This window comes from Pseudomonas sp. B16120, assembly GCF_044218845.1.
GTDB classification, from domain to species: domain Bacteria; phylum Pseudomonadota; class Gammaproteobacteria; order Pseudomonadales; family Pseudomonadaceae; genus Aquipseudomonas; species Aquipseudomonas paracarnis.
This window is the reverse complement of the sequence record NZ_CP162588.1, coordinates 2,875,357-2,897,913: the sequence shown is the minus strand read 5'-3', so window position 1 is coordinate 2,897,913 and position 22,557 is coordinate 2,875,357. Positions and strand designations below refer to the sequence as shown.

Genomic DNA, 22,557 nt, shown 5'->3' with positions numbered 1-22,557 from the left:
GTCTAGCGGCCTCACATCCCCAGCCACTGCGGCAGCGCGAGGGAAATGAACGGCAGGTAGGTGACCATGATCAGGAACACCAACAGAATCATCAGCCACGGCATCGCGGCGCGAATGGTCTGCCCTAGAGTCAGCCCCGTCACCGCCGAGGTCACGAACAGGTTCAGCCCCACCGGCGGGTGCACCAGGCCGATTTCCATGTTCACCACCATCACAATCCCCAGATGAATCGGGTCAATCCCGAGCTTCATCGCAATCGGGAAAAAGATCGGCGCCAGGATCAGCACAATGGCCAAAGGCTCCATAAAGCTGCCGGCAATCAGCAGCACCACGTTGACCATGATCAAAAAGCCAATCGGCGTCAGCCCTTCCGAGATTACCCACGCGGTAATTTGCTGGGGGATCTGTTCGGTGGTCAGCACGTGGGCAAACAGCATGGCGTTGGCGATGATGAACATCAGCATGATCGACAAGCGCCCCGACTCCAGCAGCACCTTGGGGCAGTCGCGCAGCTTCATGTCCTTGTAGACGAACAGCGCGACGAATGCTGAATACACGGCTGCCACTGCCGCCGCTTCGGTCGGGGTGAACATGCCGCTGTAAATGCCGCCGAGGATGATCACCAGCAGCAACAGCCCCCAGAACGCTCGGCGTGCACAACTCAGCCACTCACGGAATGTCGCCCGGGGTTGCGCCGGCAGCTTCTTGATACGGGCGACGATGTAGATCGCGACCATCAACATCAGGCCCAGCAGCAAGCCCGGAATCACCCCGGCCATGAACAATTTGCCTACTGAGGTTTCGGTCGCCGCCGAATACACCACCATCACAATCGACGGCGGAATCAGAATGCCCAAGGTCCCGGCGTTGCAGATGATGCCCGCCCCAAACTCCTTGGGGTAACCGGAACGCACCATGCCCGCCACGGCAATCGAGCCCACCGCTGCCACCGTGGCCGGTGATGAGCCGGACAGCGCCGCAAACAGCATGCACGCCAGCACCGCCGCAATCGCCAGGCCACCGCGGATATGCCCGACACAGGCGTTGGCAAAGTCGATCAGCCGCTGGGCCACGCCGCCGGTGGTCATGAAGGCGCCGGATAACAGGAAAAACGGAATCGCCAGAAAGGTATAGGCGTCGCTGGTTTCAAACAGTTTGATCGCCAGGGAACTCACAGAGTCCTGGCTGAACATCAGGATCGACACCGCACCGGACAACCCCAGGGCAATCGCAATTGGCACGCCCAGAAACATGAACACGAACAACAGGAGAAACAGACAGAGCACGGCCATCAGTGACGCTCCTCATGGCTGCCGGCCAACTTGCTGGCCTCGCCGGCCTCGTCGGCCAGGCCCAACCCGACCTGGCGGTGGGTAAAGATGCGGTAGAAAATTTCCAGGTAGCGGAGCAAGACCAAGGCAAAGCCAATGGGCACGATCACCACGATGTCGCCGACATCGATGCCGAACTGGTCGAGGTCTTCGGCGCCAATATGCGCGGTCATCACCGCACTCACCCACTTGTAGCTGGCCACCATGAACAGCCCGGCATAGGCCAGGCAGCACAGGCAGGCGAGCATGCCGAGCAGGCGTTGCACCGGGCGCCGGGTCAGCCGCACCAGCGCGTCCACGCCCAGGTGGCCAGCGGTGCGCACGCCGTAGGAAATGCCGAAGAAAATCAACCAGCCGAACATGGCCTTGGTCAGCGCCACACTCCAGGTCATCTCTTGGGCCCAGGCCATGGTGCCGTCGCCCAGGGCATTGAAGAAGGCGCTGCTCCAGGCCCATTTGTCGGCCAGGGCAAAAAACAGGGTGTAGACGTTGTTGAGCATGACGTAGACGAATGTCACCAGGGTCATGGCGGCCAGCAGGAAAGCAATGAAGCCTTCCTCCAGGTGCTCCCAGACGCGCCTTAGCGTTTGCATGGCAAAACCTCGCGAGGCAGAGTTAGGTAAAAAGCCAGGTCAACCTGCTAGATCGTTCCCACGCTCCGCGTGGTAATGCCGCCCCGGACGTTCCACGTCCTGTATCACGCCGTGCGTAAGGCGACGCGGAGCGTCACGGGATGCATTACCACGCGGAGCGTGGGAACGATCAGTCGCGGGCAAGCCCGCTCCCACAGAGGTTTACTGGTTGGAAGCGTCCGCCGCCTTGATCAGGTCAGCCCCAATCTCGCCCTCGAACTTCTGCCACACCGGGCGCATGGCTTCGCGCCACAGCGCACGTTGCTCGGGGGTCAGTTCGATGATTTCGCTGGTCTTGGCGTCGACGATCTTCTGCTTGGCCGACTGGTTTAGCGCTTCGGCCTGCTTGTTCACCTCCACGGTGACCTCGGCCATGATCTGTTCCAGGGTGCTGCGCACATCCGGCGCCAGGCCATTCCAGAACTTCGCGTTGGTGATCACCATGTAGTCGATCAGGCCATGGTTGGACTCGGTGAAGTACTTCTGCACTTCATTGACCTTCTGGCTTTCATAGTTCGACCAGGTATTCTCGGTGCCATTCACGGTACCGGTCTGCAGGCCCTGGTAAACCTCGGCAAAGCTCATCTTGCGCGGGTTGGCGCGGATCGCCTTGAACTGTTCTTCGAGCACACTGGAAGCCTGCACGCGGAACTTCAGGCCACGGGCGTCCTTGGGTTCATGCAGGGCCTTGTTGGCGGAGAGTTGCTTGAGGCCGTTGTGCCAATAGGCCAGGCCGAGGATGTTCTTATCCTGCATCGAGGTCAGCAGTTGCTTGCCCTGAGCGGCCTGGAAACGGTCGACGGCGGCCAGGTCGTTGAACAGGAACGGCAGGTCGTAGATCTGCACTTGCTTGGTGTAGTGCTCGAATTTGGCCAGGGACGGCGCCAGCATTTGCACGTCACCCAACAGCAATGCTTCCATTTCCTTGCCATCGCCAAACAGCGACGAGTTCGGGTACACCTCAACCTTGACCTTGCCGGGCAGGCGCTCTTCAGCAAGTTTTTTGAACAGCAGCGCGCCCTGGCCTTTGGGGGTGTTTTCGGCGACCACGTGGGCGAACTTGATCACAATCGGGTCTGCCGCCTGGGCCAGGCCAGCGGTAAACAAGGTGGCGGCGCACAGCAGCGCCCGGGAAAGCTTGAGCATGGGAATCACCTTCTTATTGTTGTGTTTAAGGCAAGGTGCCTGATGTAACGCGTGTCGTGAATTTCGAATTTTAGATACCTGCGTTCGGCCTGGCCGAACGCGCCCAGTGTGGGAGCTGGCTTGCCTGCGATAGCGGGGTGTCAGGCAACACAGACATTGACTGTTCTGCCGCTATCGCAGGCAAGCCAGCTCCCACACTTCGTTCCCGGTTTTGTCAGTTACAGTTGCGCGGCCAGCAGCCGTTGCGCGCGCAGCAGTACCGGCGCATCCACCATCTGCCCATCAATCTGATAAGCCCCTGCCCCATCAGCACCCGCCTCCACCACCCGCCTGGCCCAGGCCAGCTCTTCAGCGCTCGGCGCCAGCGCGGCATGGATCACCGCCACTTGCTTGGGATGAATGCACAACGCCCCGGCAAAACCCATCTCATAGGCGTGCCGGATCGAACGGTGCAGGCCTTCTGGGTCGTCGATGGCCGGGTGCACGCCGTCCAGCGGCGCCGCCAGGCCCGCGGCGCGCGAATGCACGATCAACGCCAGGCGCGCCTGGTCGAGGGCCAATTCGGCGGCACGGGAGTGACTGCTCAGGTTCAGGTCCAGCGCCAGGTCCAAGCCACCGAACGACAGGCGCTCTACCTGGGGCGCCTGGGCAATCTGCGCCAGTGCCAGCAAACCGCGTGCGCTTTCGATAATCGGCCAGATAGCCTTGCCGGTAGCGGCCACCACAGCCACCTGGGCCGCGCTTTCGACCTTGGGCAGCAATACCCCGGCGACATTTGCATGGGCCTTGCAGAAGGCCACGTCCTCAAAATGTTCGGCATGTTGCGGCGCGTTGATGCGCACCCACACTTGGGCCTCGGGATGGGCGCACAGGAATGCCCCCAGATTATCCCGGGCCTGACGCTTGAGCGGTTCTTCCACCGCGTCTTCAAAATCCACAATCACTGCGTCGGCGCCGCTGGCCAGGGCCTTGGCAAACCGCTCCGGGCGGCTGCCCGGCACAAACAGCGCAGAACGTACTAAAGGCTTTGGCATCACTTGATTCCTGATTAGATAACGCCGCGCTCGCGCAGGCTGTTAATGGCCTCAACGGAGTAACCCAGCTGATCGAGGATGCCTTGGCTGTGTTGCCCCAGCGCTGGCACGCCGTCCATGCGCGGGGTAAACGCGGCGTTACGGGCCGGTGGCAGCAGCGACGGCAACGGCCCCGCCGGGCTGTCGACGTCGCGCCAGCTGTCGCGGGCCTTGAGTTGCGGGTGGTCCCACACGCCTTGCATATCGTTGACCCGGGCGCTGGCAATTTGCGCGTCTTCCAGGCGCTGGATCACCGCCTCGACGCCCAGTTGGGCAAAGCGCTCCACGATGATCTGGCGCAGCACCTCGCGGTTGGCCGAGCGCTTGAAATTGGCGCTGAAGCGTTCGTCCATGGCCAGCGCCGGGGTGAGCAGCACTTTGTCGCAGAACGCCGCCCATTCGCGCTCGTTCTGCAAGCCGAGCATCACGGTGCCGCCGCCCCCGGTGGGAAACGGCCCGTAGGGGTAAATCGTCGAATGCGCGGCACCCGCACGCGGTGGCGGCGCCGCGCCGTCGAAGGCGTAATACATCGGGTAGCCCATCCACTCCACCAGGCTTTCGAGCATGCTTACATCGATGCGGCTGCCCTGGCCGGTTTTGCCGCGTAGCAGCAGCGCCGACAGAATGCCGCTGTAGGCGTACATGCCGGCGGAGATATCCGCGATGGAGCAACCGGCCTTGGCCATCTGTTCTTCTTCTGGGCCTCCGGTCACCGAGAGGAAGCCGCCCTCGCTCTGGATCAGCAGGTCGTAGGCTTTCTTTTTCTCGTAGGGCCCGCCTTCGCCATAGCCGGAAATATCGCAGACGATCAGGCGTGGAAAACGTACGTGCAGCGCCTCGAACGATAAGCCCATGCGCGCCGCCGCGCCGGGGGCAAGGTTCTGCACCAGCACATCGGCATCGGCCAGCAGCGCATCCAGAATGGCGCCCGCCTCGTCCTGCTTGAGGTCCAGGGTCAGGCTTTCCTTGGAGCGGTTGGTCCAGACGAAATGTGACGCCAGGCCACGCACCCGCTCGTCATAGCCACGGGCGAAATCGCCGGTGCCGGGGCGCTCTACCTTGATGACCCGGGCACCGAGGTCGGCCAGTTGGCGCGTACAGAACGGCGCGGCAATCGCGTGTTCCAGGCTGACGACGGTGATGCCGTCCAGCGGTCGTTGTTCAGTCATGACAAATCCCTCAAAGCCAATGGGCCATGGACTCGGTAGTTCGCAGGTTCCACACCTGCTCGATCAGGCGGTTGGCCTGGGCCGGGGTGCGGGCGCCACTGAAGTCGGCCAGGCGCTGGAACTTGTCCGCCAGCTCGGCACGGCTCAGGGTGTTGCCCGGGTCGCCCTTGGGTTCATCAATGGCACCGTGCAGCGTGCGGCCATCGGTGGTGGTGACGGTAACGCGGCCCAGCCAGCGTTGCGGGTAGGCGTTGTCGACTTCGGGGTCCAGGCTCATGCAGACCTTGTCGCGAAACGCCGCGACCGCAGGATCGGTCAACGCCAGCTCATGGAATTCAGGCAAACCGGCTTTGCCATGCACAGCGATCAGCCCAAGCACCGTGCCCATGGAAAATTTGGCCTGGTGCACGGTGGTCGGCACCGTCACTCGGCCGAGTACGTCAATGGCGCCTTGGTGCACGTGGGTTTGCACCTGGGAGATCTGCGCAGCGCTCAGGCCTTCACGCTGCATCACGTCCAGCAGCGCATCGGCAGCAGGATGGGTGTGGCGACAGGAGGCGTGGAATTTGAACGAGGTTTCCACCAGCGCCCAACGGCTGCCCAGCTCGGAAGACAATTTGCCCGGTTGGGCATCACTGGACATACCGGCCGCCAAACCTTGCTCACCTTCAAGGATATTGCGCGCGCCGGTCAGCCCATCGGCCGTAAGGTAAGCCGCCAGCAAGCCGTCCGCCGCCGCCTTGGCCGTGTGCAGTTGCTTGGAGTCGGCGGCATCGCGCAGAAACTCCCACAGCCCGGCAGCCTGGGTGCCGGCGCTGCCGAGCAGGTTGATGAATTGTTCTTCGTTGAAGTCGAGCAACTTGCCCACCGCGACCGCCGCCGCCAGGGTGCCGACCGTGGCCGTGGTGTGGAAGATGCGGTAGTGGGAGCGGCCCATGAACTCACCGATGCGAATCCCGGCCTCATAGCCGGCTACAGAAGCCAGCAACAGCTCACGGCCAGACTTGCCGAGGTCCTGGGCAGCCGCCAATGCAGCGGGAAACACCACGGTGGCCGGGTGCAGCACGGAGCTGTTGTGCAGGTCATCCTGCTCTACCAGATGTGAGGAAGCGGCGTTGACCAGTGCGGCAAAATACGCGCTGGTGCCGGTGCCGTTGACGATCACCTGGGCCGGGCCGCTGCTCGGGCCCATCTTCTGCGCGTAGCGTTCAAACAGGGGGATCGGGTGCGCGCCTTGGCTGGCCAAGGCGGATGCGAGCCAATCCAGGTACAGTTCTTCGGTGCGCGCCAGCACGGGCTCGGGCAATTGTGAGTACGTCAGCTCGGCCAGGAACCGGCAAAGGGCTTGGGTAGGGCTCATGCTCAGGCCCTCAGAAGCTGCGTGGCAGTTCGAGCAAATGCTCGGCCACGTAGGACAGGATCAGGTTGGTGGAGATCGGCGCCACCTGGTACAGGCGGGTCTCGCGGAATTTGCGCTCCACGTCGTACTCGCAGGCAAAGCCGAAGCCGCCGTGGGTTTGCAGGCAGGCATTGGCCGCTTCCCAGGACGCCTTGGCCGCCAGGTACTTGGCCATGTTGGCACTGGCCCCGGCGTTCTTGCCGCTGTCGTATTCCTCGCAGGCACGCCAGCGCATCAGGTCGGCCGCTTCGATCTCGATATGCGCCTCGGCAATCGGGAACTGCACGCCCTGGTTCTGCCCGATGGGCCGGCCAAACACCACACGGTCGCGGGCATAGGCGCTGGCCTTTTCGATGAACCAGCGGCCGTCACCGATGCACTCGGCGGCAATCAGCGTGCGCTCGGCATTCAGGCCATCAAGGATGTATTTGAAGCCCTTGCCCTCCTCGCCAATCAGGCTGTCCAAGGGCAGCTCCAGGTTGTCGAAGAACAGCTCGTTGGTCTCATGGTTGACCATATTGGCGATGGGCTGCACGGTCAGGCCGTTACCGATGGCCTGGCGCAGGTCCACCAGGAAGATCGACATGCCTTCGGATTTTTTCTTTACGTCGGCCAAGGGCGTGGTGCGTGCCAGCAGAATCATCAGGTCGGAATGCTGTACCCGTGAGATCCAGACTTTCTGGCCGTTGATCACGTACTTGTCGCCGCGCTTGATCGCCGTGGTCTTGATCTTGGTGGTGTCGGTGCCGGTAGTGGGTTCGGTGACGGCCATCGACTGCAAGCGCAATTCACCGCTGGCCAGCTTGGGCAGGTAGTAACGTTTTTGCGCCTCGCTGCCATGACGCAGCAGGGTGAACATGTTGTACATCTGGCCGTGCACGGTGCCCGAGTTGCCGCCGCAGCGGTTGACTTCCTCAAGGATCACCGAGGCTTCGGCCAGGCCCAGGCCGGAACCGCCGTATTCCTCGGGGATCATTGCCGACAGCCAGCCAGCATCGGTCAGGGCCTTGACGAAGGCTTCGGGGAAGCCTTTTTCTTCATCGATCTTGCGCCAGTAAGCGGCATCGAACTCGGCGCACAAGGCGCGCACGCCGTCGCGGATCGCATTGAGTTCTTCGTTGTCATGGGCATTCATTTACGGCTCTCCGCCTGTTGTTATCGGGTTATTCGAAATGCACTTGGGCGGTCTGCGCCAGGCCTTCAGTGTCGCCAGCCCAGAGTTCTGCGACGCCGGTGGCGGTGATGCGCCCGCCGACCTCAAAAGGCTGTGGCGCAATCAGTGGGCGCACGCCGCGATAGGCAAAGCGGCGCAAGGTCGCCTCAGGGTGCGCTCGGCAGAACGCACGCAGGTTCAAGGTGGCGATCAGCGGGCCATGCACCACCAGGCCGGCATAGCCTTCGGTGCCGGTGACATAGGGGTAGTCGTAGTGGACGCGGTGGCCGTTGAACGTGACGGCGCTGTAGCGGAACAACAGGGTCGGCGTCGGCTCGACGGCCTCTGTCCATTCGCCCCGGACCAGCGCGTCGCCGCTGCCAGGCTTGGGTGGCGTGGGTTCGCGGTAGACGATGTCCTGCTCCTCGCGGATGGCCAGGCGCCCTTCCTGGGAGTAGTCATGACGCACGGTGACAAATAGCAGTGAGCCGGTGCGCCCGGTCTTTTCTTCGACCTGGGTGATGGTCGACACGCGCGTAGCCGCCTCGCCAGCCCGCAGTGGGTGCAGAAATTCAAGACGCCCACCGGCCCACATGCGATTGCGGTTATCGGCCGGCGGCAGAAACCCGCCGCGTGCCGGGTGGCCGTCGCTGCCCAACGCCACCTCCGGCAGCGGGTCCTGGAAAAAGCACCATTGCCACAACGCAGGCACAGCATCGCCGTCGGCAGGCACCTCTTCACCTAATGTGGCGGCGATGCGCTTGAGCAGGTTATGGCTCAGGTGGTCGTAGGCGGTCTCACTTCGGCCGATCCAATCAGTGGTGCTCATCGGGTGCAGGTCCTCAGGCAGTGGGTGTCTGCCGTGGATCATGCAAGGGCCAGCCCGTTCTGAGAATTTGCATTTCAATAAACCAGCGTTCGGTTATGCTGAACGCTTACAGCCACACCGCGATGCAATGTGGGAGCTGGCTTGCCTGCGATGGCGGTGTGTCAGTGAGCATTTCCGTTACTGACACACCGCCATCGCAGGCAAGCCAGCTCCCACAGGAACCCGTGCTCATCCCGGAGCCATCATGCACTTCGATCTCGCCGACCTGCGCCTGTTTATCCATATCGCCGAATCCCCCAGCCTCACTCAGGGTGCCAAGCGCGCCTTCCTGTCGCCGGCTGCCGCCAGTGCGCGGATCAAGGCCCTGGAAGGACAGCTCGACACGCGCCTGTTGTACCGCGACAGCCGGGGCGTGGAAATCACTCCGGCAGGCGAGCGCCTGTTACACCATGCGCGGTTGATCATGCGCCAGGTGGATTACCTCAAAAGCGAGTTCACCCAATACGGCGTGGATTCGGCCGGGCATATTCGTATCTTCGCCAACACCACGGCGGTCACCGAGTTTTTGCCGGAAGTCCTGGCAGGCTTTCTGTCACAGCGCCCGGGCGTCACCGTCGACCTGCAGGAACGCCTGTCACGAGACATCGTGCGCGGGGTGCTCGATGGCACCAGTGACATGGGTATCATCGCCGGCCCCGTGGAAGCCTCCGGCCTGCAAGTGTTGCATTTCAGCACCGATGAACTGGTGCTGATGGTGCCCGTCGGGCATGCCTTGGCCGAACTGCCTTCGGTCACCCTCGAGCAGACCCTGGCGTATCAGCATATCGGCCTGCATGAAGGCAGCACGCTGTTGAGTTTCCTGCGTGAACACGTCGAGCGTCTGGGCAAGCAATTGTCGCTGCGTATCCAGGTCTCGAGCTTCGAGGCGATCTGCCGGATGGTCGAGGCCGGCGTGGGCATTGGCATCATTCCAGAGTCCGCCGCCCTGCGTCACAGCCGCACCATGCAGCTGGTGACGGTGAAACTGGACGAGCCCTGGGCGATTCGCGAGCGCAGCATCCTGGTACGCGAGCTGGAAGCGCTGCCGGGGACCATACGCGCCCTGATCGCCACGTTGATGCCTGCCCCCCTGGGCAAATCCTGATGTTTTTATAAGCGGCCGTTAACAGTCTTTGACAGTTTCCCGACAAAGCACTCAAAGATTCTCAGCACCCGCCGCCCTAGCATTCCAGCATCCAAATCATCATTCGGGTGCTCTTGATGTTTCGCAGACTGCGCGGTATTCCGCTATTGGGTTGCCTGTTGGGCAGTATCGGTTGCCACTCGCAACCGCCTGCCCCGCCGCCGATTCAAAAAGGTGATTACGGCGCAATCATCCGCTACCTGCAAACCCGCATTCCCCAGGAGATGGCGCGGGACAATGTGGCGGGATTGTCGATTGCCCTGGTCAATGGCCAGGAGCTGATCTGGGCCCGCGGCTTTGGCTTGGCTGACAAAGACCTGGGGGTGCCGGTCACGCCCAATACCGCGTTTCGCGCCGGTGGCATCTCCAAGCTGCTGACCGCCACGGCGGCGCTGCAACTGGTGGAGCAGCAACACCTGGCGCTGGATGCGCCGATCCAGCAGACCCTGCGTGAGTTCTACGTACGCTCCCGCTTTCACAGCGACCAGGCCGAGGCGGATCGAGCGATCACCTTGCGGCGCTTGCTCAGCCATCAATCCGGCTTGCCCAGCGAGCACCTGCGCGACCTGCGCAGCACCTATGCCATGGGGCAGATGCCGATGCGTGTGTCGGGTGTGTGGCTGAGCAGCCTGCCGGGTTCCCAGGTGGCGTATTCCAACCTTGGCTATGCCTTGGTGGGCGCCGCCATTGAGCGCAGCGGCGGCAAAAGCTTCGAAGCCCAGTTACAAAGCAGCCTGCTCACACCCTTGCGAATGAACCAGTCCAGTTTCCTGGGTACCGGTGCGCAAATGAGCTATCGCGCCCACGGCTACGAGGATGGCAAGGCCAGCACCGACCCCCAGGTGCGTGACCTCGCCGCCGGTGGCCTGTGGACCAGCCCCAAAGACCTCAGCCGCTACGTGCGCATGCTGTTTGCCAAGGGCACCTACAAGGGCCGTCAGATCCTCGGCAGCGCTTCTATCGATGCCATGTTTACCCAGCAAAACACCGGCAACGCCTTGGATTTCGACTGCCAGATGGGCTTGGGCTGGTTCTTGGCGCCCTGTGGTGACGAGCCCATCGGCCCCGGTGTGCGCACCTACCAGCACAGCGGTGGCGGCGACGACTTCGTGGCCCAGTTGACCCTGCTACCGGATCAGCAACTGGCCGTGGTCATCATGGCCAACGACAGCAACGCCGAAGACATGGTGGTGTCGCTGACCACCGACAGTCTGCGCCTGATGCTCCAGGCTCAGACCGGCAAGCCCGTATGCGCCGACGACTGCCAGGCCCCCAGCCACGGCCTCAAGCTGCGCCACGTACCGGCGGCGGTGGATCGCAAGCGCCTGGCCGGCTTCTACGCGACCGCCTGGGGCGTGTTCCGCATCAGAGATGAGCATGCCCGTTTGAGCGGTGAACTGGCCGGCTACGATTTCCAGCTATTGCGTGATGAGCAAGGCTGGCTGCGGGCGCAGAAAAAGATACTGGGGTTCTGGCGCAAGGACCTCGGCGATTTGGGCCGCGTGCAGCTGGATGTCCTCACGGTACAAGGCCGCCAAATGCTCACCGCCCGCAGCCACGGCCAACGCATTGCCATCGGCGAGCGCATCGAGCCGCCGCCCTTGTCCGCCGCGTGGGCCAACACGGTCGGCACCTACCAGGTGCTCAGCAGCCATGAACCCGACGCGCCATTGAGTGGCATCAGCGTGCGCCAGGAGGACGGTTTCCTGGTGATTCGCGGCCAATTGCACGGCGAGCCGCTGACCGACTACATCCTGCTGCCCATCGACAACGCCCATGCGGTGCTGGCCGGCAACGGCTACGGCCTGGGCGATACGGTCAGCCGCCAGGTCAACGGCCTGAGTGCTTCGGGCTACTCGTTCAAACGCACCCATTCACCCCACACACCCTTGAACCTCTAACCAGGAAAACACCCTGATGCACTCAAAAAACCTGTGCCTGTCATTGACCTCACTGTGCCTGCTCGCCGCCGCCGATACGGCGCTTGCCGAAGACTGGCAATACAGCCTCAAGGCCGGCATGGCCAACGCACCCCGCTACAGTGGCAGCGACGAACGTATGACGGCGCCTGTGCTCGGCGGCAAAATCATCAGCCCTTGGGGCGTCTTCCTCGACACTGATACGGGCTTGGGCTGGGGTTACGAAGGTGATGCCCTGAGCTTCAGCGCATACGTTGGCGCAAGCGATTCGCGCAAGGATAAAAATGAAAGCATGCATGCCGGCTCCAAACGCCTCAAAGGCATGGGCGAGATCAAGTCACGTCCGCAATTGGGGGTAAGTACCGCCTACAACCTCGGCGGTGTGATCATCGGCGCCACCCTGGAACATGCGCTTGAAGAAGATAAACACAAGGAAACCGGCAAGGCTTTTACCCACCTGGAGTTGAGCCTGGGTACCCATCTCTATGAAGGCCGCTACGGCTCCGTCGATGCCGCCATCAACAGCCACTTCGGTGACCGCAACTACCTGCAAACCTGGTACGGCGTGACTGCCGACCAGGCCACCCGCAGCCGCTTCAAGGAATACAAGGCAAGTGCCGGCAATATCAGCAATGGCATGAACCTCTCATGGAGCGTGCCGATCAACGAGCACACGCAGTTCTCGACCTTGCTCGATGTGCAATACCTGGCGAATGAAGCAGGCAAGAGCCCGATTGTGGAGCAGCGGCTGCAGGCGTCGGTGTTGGGGGAGCTGCAGTACACCTTCTGATCTGACTTGCCCTCTGTAGGAGCGAGCTTGCTCGCGAAAAACTCGCAGGCGCCGCGTTTATCCAGAAAACACGCGTTATCGTTGAGGTTCTTCGCGAGCAAGCTCGCTCCTACAGGATGGCATGGGGGCAAGCCCTCTTACTCTGCATAGGCCCACGTCATTCGAAACGACGCCCCGCCCCACTCCGAATCCTGCACTTCCACCTGCCCGCCATGCCACTGGCTGACACGCTTGACCAGCGCCAGGCCCAGGCCAAATCCGCCTGTGCGGCGGTCGCGGCTGGCGTCAAGGCGCAGGAAGGGTTCGAATATCTTGGTGCGACCCTCCAGCGGTACCCCCGGCCCATCGTCGTTGACCCGCACTTCGTAACCGCTGCCAAACTTGACCAGCGACACTTCCACGCGACGATCGGCATAACGAATCGCGTTGCGCAGCAGGTTGATCACGGCCCGCGCCATAAAGCGTGGCTCGATCTGGATAACGTCCACCTCGCAGGTGCGCAACGACAACTGCACCCCTTCTGCTTCGGCCTCCAGGGCCACGCTGCCGATCACACTGTCGAGCCAACTGTGGGCCTCGATTTGCTCGCGGGTGACCTGGGTAGCGCCTGGCTCAAGGCTGGCATAGGTCAACAGCTCGGAGACCATTTCTTCCAGTTCACCGAGGTCGGCGTACATGTCGTTGATCAACGCTCGGCTTTGCCGTGGGTCACTCTGCTGCCTGAGCTGGTCCAGCTCGAATGACAGCCGCGCAATCGGCGTGCGCAATTCGTGGGAGACCGCGTTGGTGAGTTCGCGCTGGTTGGCGATCAAACCTTCGATGCGCTCGGCCATCTGGTTGAAGTGCCCGGCCAGTGAGCGCACGGTGGAGCGACTCGGCAGCAAGATGCGCGAGCCCAGGTCATTGTCACCGAAACGTTGCGCTGCCAGGCGGATGTGCTCCAGGTCGCGCCAGTGTGGACGCACCCAGAAATACAGGACGATGGCCAGGCTCACGCCCAGGAAGCCATAGGCCCACAGGTATAACCACTTGGGTTCTTCCGGCAATCTGATTTCGAGCAGTTGCGGGCCGTCGTCGATAGGCGCGAGAAATTTCATGAAGTCTTCGCGCACCACCACCTGGTCAGCCGCCAGGAGTTTCTGTTCCCGTTCGCTCAAATCCTGGGTGTCGCGCTGCACCAATTTGAGCCGCAAGCCGTAATGCGGTTGCAGCTCGTCCAGGCGTGCCTGGCGTGCCTCTGCCTGCACGGGGCGCAGTTGCTCCACCAGGGCCCAGGCCGGGCCGCGCAGGGCTTCACGGTTATAGGTTTCGTTGGACTCGGGCATGTAGGCGTCCAGGCCGTAGTTGACCAACCAGATCGACCCGGCCAGACCGAGCGCGAGAATCAGATAGAGGCGCAGATACAAGCGCAGCATCTACACCTCCCACGCGAACGGATTGAACAGGTAGCCCTTGCCCCAGATGGTCTTGATGCACACCGGCTCGCGGGGGTTGTCATTGAGCTTGCCGCGCAGTTTGCTGATGTACACGTCTACGCTGCGGTTCAGGCCGTCAAAAGCGATGCCGCGCATGCGGTTGAGGATGTCGTCGCGAGAGAGAATCTTGCCCGCGCTGCTGGCCAGCAACCACAGCAACTCGAATTCCATGGTGGTGAGGTCAATGGTCTCGCCGCCCAGGCGGACCACCCGGCAACTGCGATCAATCGACAAGCGGCCAAATTCCAGGGCACCGCGCACGGTGGGCTCGGGCACTTGACGGCGCTGCAGCGCACGCAGGCGCGCCAACAACACCGGCGGTTTGATCGGCTTGATCACGTAGTCGTCAGCACCGGACTCAAGGCCAAGGATATGGTCCAGGTCATCTTCCTTGGCGGTGAGGATCACGATGGGCGTGTCCGACACGTTGCGAATCTCGCGGCAGACATGCAGCCCGCTCTGACCCGGCAGCATCAGATCGAGCACGACGATCTTCGGCTTGAAATCCAGGAACGCCGCCAAGGCTTCATCACCCCGGTACACCACCCGTACCTCGAAACCATGCTGCGACAGAAAATGCGAGACCAGCCCTGCCAGCTTTTCATCGTCCTCAACGAGCAAGACCTTGCCCAGACCCAGGTTTTCCATAAGTTCTCAGTGTGGATGCGCGGATTGAAATGGGGCCATTATAGGTGGCAAGCTGGCCGACAGATGTGGCTGACCAGTCCACAGCGACGAAGCTTCATGCTTTTAAGAGTTTTTAACAAATAGCCTGCACTTTTTAACGCCATTGACAGGGAGTTCTATGCGCAAGGATTACCTGGCGTTCTTCATTTCGCTGTTCCTTTCACGGCTGGCCGACCAGGTTTTGCTGTTTATCGTGCCCCTGATCGTATTCCAGACCACTCAAAGCGTGTCGTGGGCGGGGCTGGCGTTTTTTGTCGAGTCACTGCCGCGCTACCTGGCTTTTCCGGTGTGCGGGGCATTGTGCGACAGGTTTTCACCGGTGCGTATCCTGCATATCAGCCAGGTGTATCGGGCCGTGGCCTGCGTGGTGGCGATGGCGCTGTATGGGCTGTTCGACGGTATCCATTGGCTGGTCATGCTGTCCGCGGTATGCGGCGTGTTGACCACCCAGGGCATCATGGCGCGGGAAGTGGTGATGCCGCATATCTTCGAGCATTACACCTACGCCAAGACCTTGTCCTATTCGCAGATCGCCGACCAGAGCGGGCTGGTGCTCGGGCCATTGGTGGCGGCGCTGATGCTGGAAGTCTGGGCGTGGCCTTGGGTGGTGCTGGGGGTCGCCGTGCTGTTTGTGCTGGCGGACCTGGCGATGCTGATCTGGCAGCGCCACACCACGGTGGACCTGCACATCCATGAACAACAGCCGGGTAACTGGCTGCAACCCCTGCGCACCGCTTTTGGCCACATCCTCAACCGGGTGGAGTTGAAACGCATCATCGTCCTGGCGGTCGGCGTGAACCTGATAGTCGGCGTGACGCTGGCCACCTCGGCTGCCATGGTCACCGGCCACTACGCAGCGGGCAAAGACACCTATGCCCTGCTGCAAGCCGCCGGGGCGCTGGTGACCATCGCGATTCTGTTCTACCTGGCGCATTCATCACTGAAGCTGAAGGTACTGGGCGGGTTGTCGTACTCGATGATCACCGTCGGCGCGCTGATCACAGCGCTCAGCCCCGGCGTGTGGGCCTACGCGGTGGGGTTCCTGCTGCTGACCGGCTTTGACAAGATGTTCAACGTGTACCTGCGCAGCACCCGACAACGGGTGATTCCGGTGCAGGACTTCGGCAAGACAGTCGGTGTGATGACCTTGCTCAACAACCTGGCCCAGCCCTTGGCGGGCTTGATGATTGCCGTGCTGGCAGCACCCTTTGGCACGCCAACGGTGATCCTGCTGCTGGCGGGGATCACCGCCTTGATCGGTGTGGCCGTGGCCTCAGGCTGGCACGCCACTGTGAAAGCGGAACTCGACGTCGGGTGATTCGATCAGGTCCTGCTCGGTGGCTCGCACCCGGTCGATCACCTGGGCGATGTCCTTGGCGTCGCCGTACTGGTAAGCCAGCTTCAAGTAACCCTGGAAGTGCCGCGCCTCGCTTTTGAGCAAGCCGAAGTAGAACTTGCCGAGTTCTTCGTCCAAATGCGGCACCAGCGCTTCGAAACGCTCGCAACTGCGCGCTTCGATAAAGGCGCCCACCACCAGGGTGTCTACCAGCTTGACCGGCTCATGGCTGCGCACCACCTTGCGCAAACCCGAGGCATAACGGCCGGCGTGCAGTTGACGCAGTTCGACCTTGCGCTTTTTCATCAGGCGCATGACCTGCTCGTGGTGCACCAACTCTTCGCGGGCTAGGCGCGACATCATGTTGATCAGGTCAACGTGGCCGTAGTACTTGGCCATCAGGCTCAAGGCGGTGCTGGCGGCTTTGAATTCGCAGTTCTTGTGGTCGATCAGCAGGGTTTCCTGATCGGCCAACGCGGCCTGGACCCAGGCATCGGGGGTGCGGCAGCCGAGGAATTCATGGATTTCGGGCAGGTTCATCGGGCTCACGGGCAAAGGATCACAAAAGGGCGCCGATTATACCGACCCCGTCGCAGACCACCAGCCACCGGCCTTGATGTGTATCAACATGACGGCTGCCGGCCAGCAACTATAGTTATCCAACGCCCGCCCTTTTGGAGATCCCGACCATGCAAGCCATCCGCAGCATCCTGGTGGTCATCGAACCCGAGCATTCGGAAAGCCTGGCCCTCAAGCGTGCCAAGCTGATTGCCAAAGTGACCGACGCGCACCTGCACTTGCTGGTCTGTGACAAGAAGCACGAGCATTCGGCGCTGCTGAGCCTGCTCAAGGAAGGCTTGAAAGAAGACGGCTACAGCGTCACCACCGAGCAGGCCTGGAACGACAGCCTGCATGAAACCATCATCGATGTGCAGCAAGCCGAAGGCTGTGGCCTGGTGATCAAACAGCACTTCCCCGACAACCCACTGAAAAAAGCCCTGCTGACCCCGGCGGACTGGAAGTTGCTGCGCTATTGCCCGACGCCGGTGTTGCTGGTCAAGACCGCCACCCCTTGGGCAGGCGGCGTGATCCTGGCGGCCATCGATGTGGGCAACGCCGACGGCGAACACCGCTCGCTGCATAATTCGATCATCGACCATGGCTTTGATATCGCCAGCCTCGCCAAAGCGCAGTTGCATGTGATCAGTGCTCACCCCTCGCCCATGCTGTCGGCGGCAGACCCGACCTTTCAGCTCAAGGAAACCATCGAGGCGCGCTATCGCGAGCAATGCAAGGCCTTCCAGGCCGAGTTCGACGTGGACGACAGGCAGCTGCATATCGAGGAAGGCCCCGCCGATGTGCTGATCCCCCATATTGCCCATCGCTTGCAGGCGGCGGTGACCATTATCGGCACGGTGGCACGCACGGGGATTTCCGGCGCGTTGATCGGCAATACGGCGGAGGTGGTGCTGGATGCGGTGCAAAGCGATGTGCTGGTGCTTAAACCGCAGACACTCATGGACCATCTGCAAGAGCTGGCGACCAAGCCCTGACACCGACCTTCAGGCAAAGTGGATCAAATGTGGGAGCTGGCTTGCCTGCGATTGCGGTGGGTCAGCTGGCGCATTTGCTCCTGATACACCGCTATCGCAGGCAAGCCAGCTCCCACATTGACCTCGCCAGTCAATTAACCCAGCGCATCTTTCAAGAACCCAGGCGCGATATAGCGCTGGTAATGCGCCTCGGACAAGATAAAGAACTCGCGATCAATGGCATCGCGCAGTTCAGGCAGCGCCCAGTCGCGAAACTCCGGCAACAGCACCATGCCGTACGCCTCCAGGTTATTGATCACCCGGGCCCCACGGGCGATCAACTGGTAGGCCCAACAATACTCGGACTGGTGTGGCACAAAGCGAATCTTGCGTTGCTCCAACTGCCCGCGCAGTGTCTTGGGGTCGAAAACCTCCACTTTGCCGGCCATGACCTGCACCAACAGCTGCTCAAGCCTGAGCCAGACCGCACGCTTTTCTTCTTCGTTATAGCCGTTCCACTGGATCACTTCATGGTGAAAGCGCTTGCATCCACGGCACACGAGATCGCCGTAGACCGTAGAGCACAGGCCGACGCAGGGGGTCTTGATGGTTTGGTTGGGCATGGGCAGCAACACGCAAATCAGCGAAACAGTGCGCCATGTTAGCCCTTTGTCTAAGGTTGATCACCCAGCAAACTTGAGTAGGCAACTTACCTTTAGATTTTTTTTGCCGTAGAATCACCCGGCCTTGTAAGGCGCCAATAATCCGCTGGAAGCTGTTTTCAAAGCGTCACGAGCACAGTCGTTCCTTCAGAACGGTGTTGGCGCAGGTTCGACCCGGTAGGTCAGAGCCCGCGCCAACCCTCATCAGCTCCGTTCTGCAGGCGTAAAACTTTGAAAGCAGCTTCTGTAAGAAATGGCGGCAGCGCTGGCTTTGCGGCCCAAAAAGCCCCCGAGCGCATGCGTGCCGTTCATTTCTGGATGAGCGTCCCGTGGGACCACTGATGAGGGTAATAACTGTGCTTGAAGCCTACCGCAAACATATCGAAGAGCGTGCCGCACTGGGTATCGTTCCCCAGCCGCTTAACGCCGAACAAACCGCAGGCCTGGTCGAGCTGCTGAAAAATCCTCCGGCTGGCGAAGAAGAATTCCTCGTTGACCTGATCACCAACCGCATTCCACCAGGCGTTGACGAAGCCGCTTACGTCAAGGCCGGTTTCCTGTCTGCCCTGGCCAAGGGCGAAGCCACTTCCCCCCTGATCGACAAGAAACGCGCTGTTGAACTGCTCGGCACCATGCAAGGCGGCTACAACATCGTGACGTTGGTCGAGCTGCTGGACGACGCCGAACTGGCGCCCGTCGCGGCCGCCCAACTCAAGCACACCCTGCTGATGTTCGATGCGTTCCACGACGTCGCCGAAAAAGCCCGCAACGGCAACGAGCACGCCAAAGGCGTGATCCAGTCCTGGGCTGACGGCGAGTGGTTCCGCAACCGCCCTACCCTGGCCGACAAGATCAGCCTGCGCGTCTTCAAGGTCACCGGCGAAACCAACACCGACGACCTGTCGCCTGCGCCTGATGCCTGGTCCCGTCCTGACATCCCGCTGCACGCCCTGGCCATGCTGAAAATGGCGCGTGAAGGCATCGTGCCGGACGAGCAAGGCAAGACCGGCCCGATGAAGCAGATCGAAGAGATGCGCGGCCAAGGCTTCCCGATCGCCTACGTCGGTGACGTGGTCGGTACCGGTTCGTCGCGTAAATCGGCAACCAACTCGGTATTGTGGTTCTTCGGTGACGACGTGCCTTACGTGCCGAACAAGCGTGCTGGCGGTTTCTGCTTCGGCAGCAAGATCGCTCCGATCTTCTACAACACCATGGAAGATGCTGGCGCACTGCCAATCGAATTCGACGTTACCAACATGAACATGGGCGACGTGATCGACCTGTACCCGCATGCTGGCAAAGTCTGCAAGCACGGCACCGACGAAGTCCTGACCACCTTCGAAATGAAGACCCCGGTGCTGTTGGACGAAGTTCGCGCCGGCGGCCGTATCCCGCTGATCATCGGCCGTGGCCTGACCGACAAGGCACGCGCTGAGCTGGGCCTTGGCCCGACCGACCTGTTCAAGCTGCCTGAAGCGCCTGTCGACACCGGCAAGGGCTTCACCCTGGCGCAGAAAATGGTCGGCAAGGCCTGTGGCCTGCCAGAAGGCAAAGGCGTTCGTCCAGGCACCTACTGCGAGCCGAAGATGACCACCGTGGGGTCCCAGGACACCACCGGCCCAATGACCCGTGATGAACTCAAAGACCTGGCGTGCCTGGGCTTCTCGACCGACCTGGTGATGCAGTCCTTCTGCCACACCGCGGCTTACCCCAAGCCGATCGACGTGACCACCCACCACACCCTGCCTGACTTCATCATGACCCGTGGCGGTGTATCGCTGCGTCCAGGCGACGGCATCATCCACAGTTGGCTGAACCGCATGCTGCTGCCGGACACCGTCGGTACCGGTGGTGACTCCCACACCCGTTTCCCGATGGGCATCTCGTTCCCAGCCGGTTCTGGCCTGGTCGCGTTTGCCGCCGCCACCGGCGTAATGCCGCTGGACATGCCGGAATCGATTCTGGTCCGCTTCAAAGGCAAGATGAAACCTGGCATCACCCTGCGTGACCTGGTGCATGCCATTCCTTACTACGCGATCCAGGCTGGCCTGCTGACCGTAGAGAAGAAAGGCAAGAAGAACGCCTTCTCTGGCCGCATCCTGGAAATCGAAGGCCTGAACGACCTGACGCTGGAACAGGCTTTCGAGCTGTCCGACGCCTCGGCTGAACGTTCGGCTGCCGGTTGCACCATCAAGCTGTCCAAAGAGTCCGTCACCGAGTACCTGAACTCCAACATCACCCTGCTGCGCTGGATGATCGGCGAAGGCTACGGCGATGCACGCACCCTGGAACGTCGCGCCCAAGCGATGGAAGCCTGGGTTGCCAACCCGGAGTTGATGGAAGCCGATGCCGACGCCGAATACGCCGAAATCATCGAAATCGATCTGTCGGAAATCAACGAGCCGATCCTCTGCGCGCCAAACGACCCGGACGACGCCCGTCTGCTGTCCAGCGTCGCTGGCGAGAAGATCGACGAAGTGTTCATCGGTTCGTGCATGACCAACATCGGCCACTTCCGCGCTGCCGGTAAGCTGCTGGAGCAGGTCAAGGGCCAGCTGCCTACCCGTCTGTGGCTGTCGCCGCCGACCAAGATGGACGCGCACCAACTGACCGAAGAAGGCTACTACGGCATCTACGGCAAGGCTGGCGCACGTATGGAAATGCCAGGCTGCTCGCTGTGCATGGGTAACCAGGCACGCGTTGAGCCGAACTCCACCGTCGTGTCGACCTCGACCCGTAACTTCCCGAACCGCCTGGGTGATGGTGCAAACGTCTACCTGGCATCGGCTGAGCTGGCGGCAGTCGCCTCCACTCTGGGTCGCCTGCCAACCGTCGAAGAGTACATGGGCTACGCAGCGAAACTGGACACCATGGCCAGTGACGTCTACCGCTACCTGAACTTCGACCAGATCGCTGAGTTCCGCAAGATCGCAGCAAGCGCCAACATCCCGGTGATTCAAGCCTAACGGTGTGTTGATGTGAAAGGCGCCGCGTATCGCAAGGTACGCGGCGTTTTTTTGCGTGCGCCAAAAGGGTAACGGATGTCAATCCAGGCTCCCGCTCCCCCTTAAAGAGTTGTATCAGACTGAAAAGTACTGGCCGCCGACAACCTTTGCACGACGACCTACCAGATCAGGTAGTTGTCCCTCTACGCCTTGAAGGCTAAAACTCTCTACACCCTGACGCCTGTATCACGGAACCCACCAGCTCTGGATGTACTTCGCGCTGTAAGCCGTACCCCTTAATAAAAAAAACAAACCCTGCCCTCGACACCCAAGCCCGGTGCCAGGGGCGCTCTCGCCTGTTTTTTGTGCTGACTGGAGGTGTGTTATGTCGCGTAGCCAATATGTGATCAAGAAAATCTTCAAGCATTATTCGGTGTCGGTGGAACACATCGGCGATGCGCCTGATAGAAAGAACGTCCTGTTGGTCAACGGCGCCATGGCGACGACGTCGGCCTTTGCCCGTACCAGTAAATGCCTGGCCGAACACTTCAACGTGGTGCTGTTTGACTTGCCGTTCGCTGGAAACTCCCGCGCTCACAACCCTGACCGGTGCTTGGTGACCAAGGACGACGAAGTCCAGATCCTGCTGGCATTGATCGAGCGCTTCAACATTCACCATTTGGTTTCCGTGTCCTGGGGTGGCCTGTCCACCCTGCTGGCACTTGCCAAAAATCCAGACAGCGTTGAAAGCTCAGTGGTGATGTCGTTTGCGCCTGGCCTCAACGCGCCGATGCTCGATTACGTCAGCGGGGCGCAGGCACTCATGGCCCGGGATGACAACGCAGGGATCGGCCATTTGCTCAACCAGACGCTGGGCAAGCATCTCCCGGCTCGACTCAAGACCGCCAATCAACAGCATATGGCGCAGTTGATCAACGCCGAGCAGCATCAAGCGCGCTTCCATATCGAACAGGCACTCAAGCTCAATGAAGGGGCCTACTTGCCGCAACTCTCGAACATTGACAGTCATGTGCACTTCCTGAATGGCGCCTGGGACGAATACACCAGCGCCATGGACGTGCAGTCCTTCAAGCAGTACATCCGCGATTGCAGCTTCTCCATTGCCCAGAGCAGCGGACATTTTCTGGACCTGGAGTCCAAGGCCGCGGCCAACGGCGTGCACCGCGCGTTGCTCGGGCATTTGCTGAGGGCATGCGATGCCCAGCCAGGGGCGTTTTGCGAGCAGTCGGCTCAACGAGCGCGGCTGAGCTTTGCCTAAATACTTTTCAACAAGGA

General features: G+C 61.3%; 19 protein-coding genes. 7 read left to right on the top strand and 12 right to left on the bottom strand.

What is annotated here, in order from left to right; all coding sequences use genetic code 11:
- Positions 1-11 precede the first annotated feature (11 nt).
- The 8 genes from dctM to AB4P90_RS13500 all read right to left on the bottom strand — a co-directional run bounded on the left by dctM (position 12) and on the right by AB4P90_RS13500 (position 8,732).
- Positions 12-1,292 carry a C4-dicarboxylate TRAP transporter large permease protein DctM gene (gene dctM / locus AB4P90_RS13535; protein ID WP_395605982.1) on the bottom strand — a complete coding sequence of 427 codons (1,281 nt, stop codon included), beginning with the start codon at positions 1,290-1,292 and terminating at the stop codon, positions 12-14.
- Positions 1,292-1,924, bottom strand: coding sequence for a TRAP transporter small permease (locus AB4P90_RS13530; protein ID WP_122301295.1), 633 nt, complete (start codon positions 1,922-1,924; stop codon positions 1,292-1,294). Before AB4P90_RS13530 ends, dctM begins: the two co-directional genes overlap by 1 nt.
- A 201-nt stretch (positions 1,925-2,125) precedes the next feature.
- Positions 2,126-3,109, bottom strand: a complete 984-nt coding sequence (gene dctP / locus AB4P90_RS13525; RefSeq protein WP_014718349.1) for a C4-dicarboxylate TRAP substrate-binding protein DctP — start codon at positions 3,107-3,109, stop codon at positions 2,126-2,128.
- Positions 3,110-3,327: 218 nt separating this feature from the next.
- Positions 3,328-4,143, bottom strand: coding sequence for a CoA ester lyase (locus AB4P90_RS13520; protein WP_014718348.1), 816 nt, complete (start codon positions 4,141-4,143; stop codon positions 3,328-3,330).
- Positions 4,144-4,157: 14 nt separating this feature from the next.
- Complete coding sequence (locus tag AB4P90_RS13515; RefSeq protein ID WP_073453285.1) at positions 4,158-5,351, bottom strand: CaiB/BaiF CoA-transferase family protein; 1,194 nt, start codon at positions 5,349-5,351, stop codon at positions 4,158-4,160.
- A gap of 10 nt (positions 5,352-5,361) precedes the next feature.
- Complete coding sequence (locus AB4P90_RS13510) at positions 5,362-6,711, bottom strand: MmgE/PrpD family protein (RefSeq protein WP_103452314.1); 1,350 nt, start codon at positions 6,709-6,711, stop codon at positions 5,362-5,364.
- 10 nt (positions 6,712-6,721) lie between these two features.
- Positions 6,722-7,885, bottom strand: a complete 1,164-nt coding sequence (locus AB4P90_RS13505) for an acyl-CoA dehydrogenase family protein (protein WP_038450022.1) — start codon at positions 7,883-7,885, stop codon at positions 6,722-6,724.
- Between the two features lie 28 nt (positions 7,886-7,913).
- Complete coding sequence (locus AB4P90_RS13500; RefSeq protein WP_395605981.1) at positions 7,914-8,732, bottom strand: MaoC family dehydratase N-terminal domain-containing protein; 819 nt, start codon at positions 8,730-8,732, stop codon at positions 7,914-7,916.
- Between the two features lie 244 nt (positions 8,733-8,976).
- On the opposite strand from AB4P90_RS13500, the gene AB4P90_RS13495 reads away from it, so the two are divergent.
- The 3 genes from AB4P90_RS13495 (at position 8,977) to AB4P90_RS13485 (ending at position 12,624) form a co-directional block, all read left to right on the top strand.
- A complete protein-coding gene (locus tag AB4P90_RS13495; RefSeq protein ID WP_014718343.1) occupies positions 8,977-9,876 on the top strand; it encodes a LysR family transcriptional regulator in 900 nt (299 codons plus the stop codon).
- A 116-nt stretch (positions 9,877-9,992) separates the two neighbouring features.
- Positions 9,993-11,816 carry a serine hydrolase domain-containing protein gene (locus tag AB4P90_RS13490; protein ID WP_395605980.1) on the top strand — a complete coding sequence of 608 codons (1,824 nt, stop codon included), beginning with the start codon at positions 9,993-9,995 and terminating at the stop codon, positions 11,814-11,816.
- A 16-nt stretch (positions 11,817-11,832) separates the two neighbouring features.
- Entirely contained in the window at positions 11,833-12,624 is a 792-nt protein-coding gene (locus tag AB4P90_RS13485) for a MipA/OmpV family protein (protein WP_032902151.1), read from the top strand.
- A gap of 137 nt (positions 12,625-12,761) precedes the next feature.
- Here the strand turns inward: AB4P90_RS13485 and AB4P90_RS13480 are convergent, their stop codons facing one another.
- Positions 12,762-14,039 carry an ATP-binding protein gene (locus AB4P90_RS13480; RefSeq protein WP_014718340.1) on the bottom strand — a complete coding sequence of 426 codons (1,278 nt, stop codon included), beginning with the start codon at positions 14,037-14,039 and terminating at the stop codon, positions 12,762-12,764.
- A complete protein-coding gene (locus AB4P90_RS13475) occupies positions 14,040-14,747 on the bottom strand; it encodes a response regulator (RefSeq protein ID WP_014718339.1) in 708 nt (235 codons plus the stop codon).
- 157 nt (positions 14,748-14,904) lie between these two features.
- Between AB4P90_RS13475 and AB4P90_RS13470 the strand changes: the two genes are divergently transcribed.
- Positions 14,905-16,104 carry an MFS transporter gene (locus AB4P90_RS13470; RefSeq protein ID WP_395605979.1) on the top strand — a complete coding sequence of 400 codons (1,200 nt, stop codon included), beginning with the start codon at positions 14,905-14,907 and terminating at the stop codon, positions 16,102-16,104.
- On the opposite strand, the gene AB4P90_RS13465 is transcribed toward AB4P90_RS13470, so the two are convergent.
- Entirely contained in the window at positions 16,060-16,662 is a 603-nt protein-coding gene (locus AB4P90_RS13465) for a tRNA-(ms[2]io[6]A)-hydroxylase (protein ID WP_014718337.1), read from the bottom strand. The two genes, AB4P90_RS13470 and AB4P90_RS13465, sit on opposite strands and share 45 nt — an antisense overlap.
- A 149-nt stretch (positions 16,663-16,811) precedes the next feature.
- Here AB4P90_RS13465 and AB4P90_RS13460 point away from each other — a divergent pair, with 149 nt between their 5' ends.
- Positions 16,812-17,675: a universal stress protein gene (locus AB4P90_RS13460; RefSeq protein ID WP_395605978.1), complete on the top strand. Its 864-nt coding sequence runs from the start codon at positions 16,812-16,814 to the stop codon at positions 17,673-17,675.
- 134 nt (positions 17,676-17,809) lie between these two features.
- Here the strand turns inward: AB4P90_RS13460 and AB4P90_RS13455 are convergent, their stop codons facing one another.
- Complete coding sequence (locus AB4P90_RS13455) at positions 17,810-18,277, bottom strand: DUF1289 domain-containing protein (RefSeq protein WP_003190830.1); 468 nt, start codon at positions 18,275-18,277, stop codon at positions 17,810-17,812.
- Between the two features lie 395 nt (positions 18,278-18,672).
- On the opposite strand from AB4P90_RS13455, the gene acnB reads away from it, so the two are divergent.
- Complete coding sequence (acnB, locus tag AB4P90_RS13450) at positions 18,673-21,282, top strand: bifunctional aconitate hydratase 2/2-methylisocitrate dehydratase (protein ID WP_003190828.1); 2,610 nt, start codon at positions 18,673-18,675, stop codon at positions 21,280-21,282.
- Between the two features lie 364 nt (positions 21,283-21,646).
- Positions 21,647-22,540 carry an alpha/beta fold hydrolase gene (locus AB4P90_RS13445; protein WP_073453281.1) on the top strand — a complete coding sequence of 298 codons (894 nt, stop codon included), beginning with the start codon at positions 21,647-21,649 and terminating at the stop codon, positions 22,538-22,540.
- The last annotated feature ends 17 nt before the right edge of the window (positions 22,541-22,557 follow it).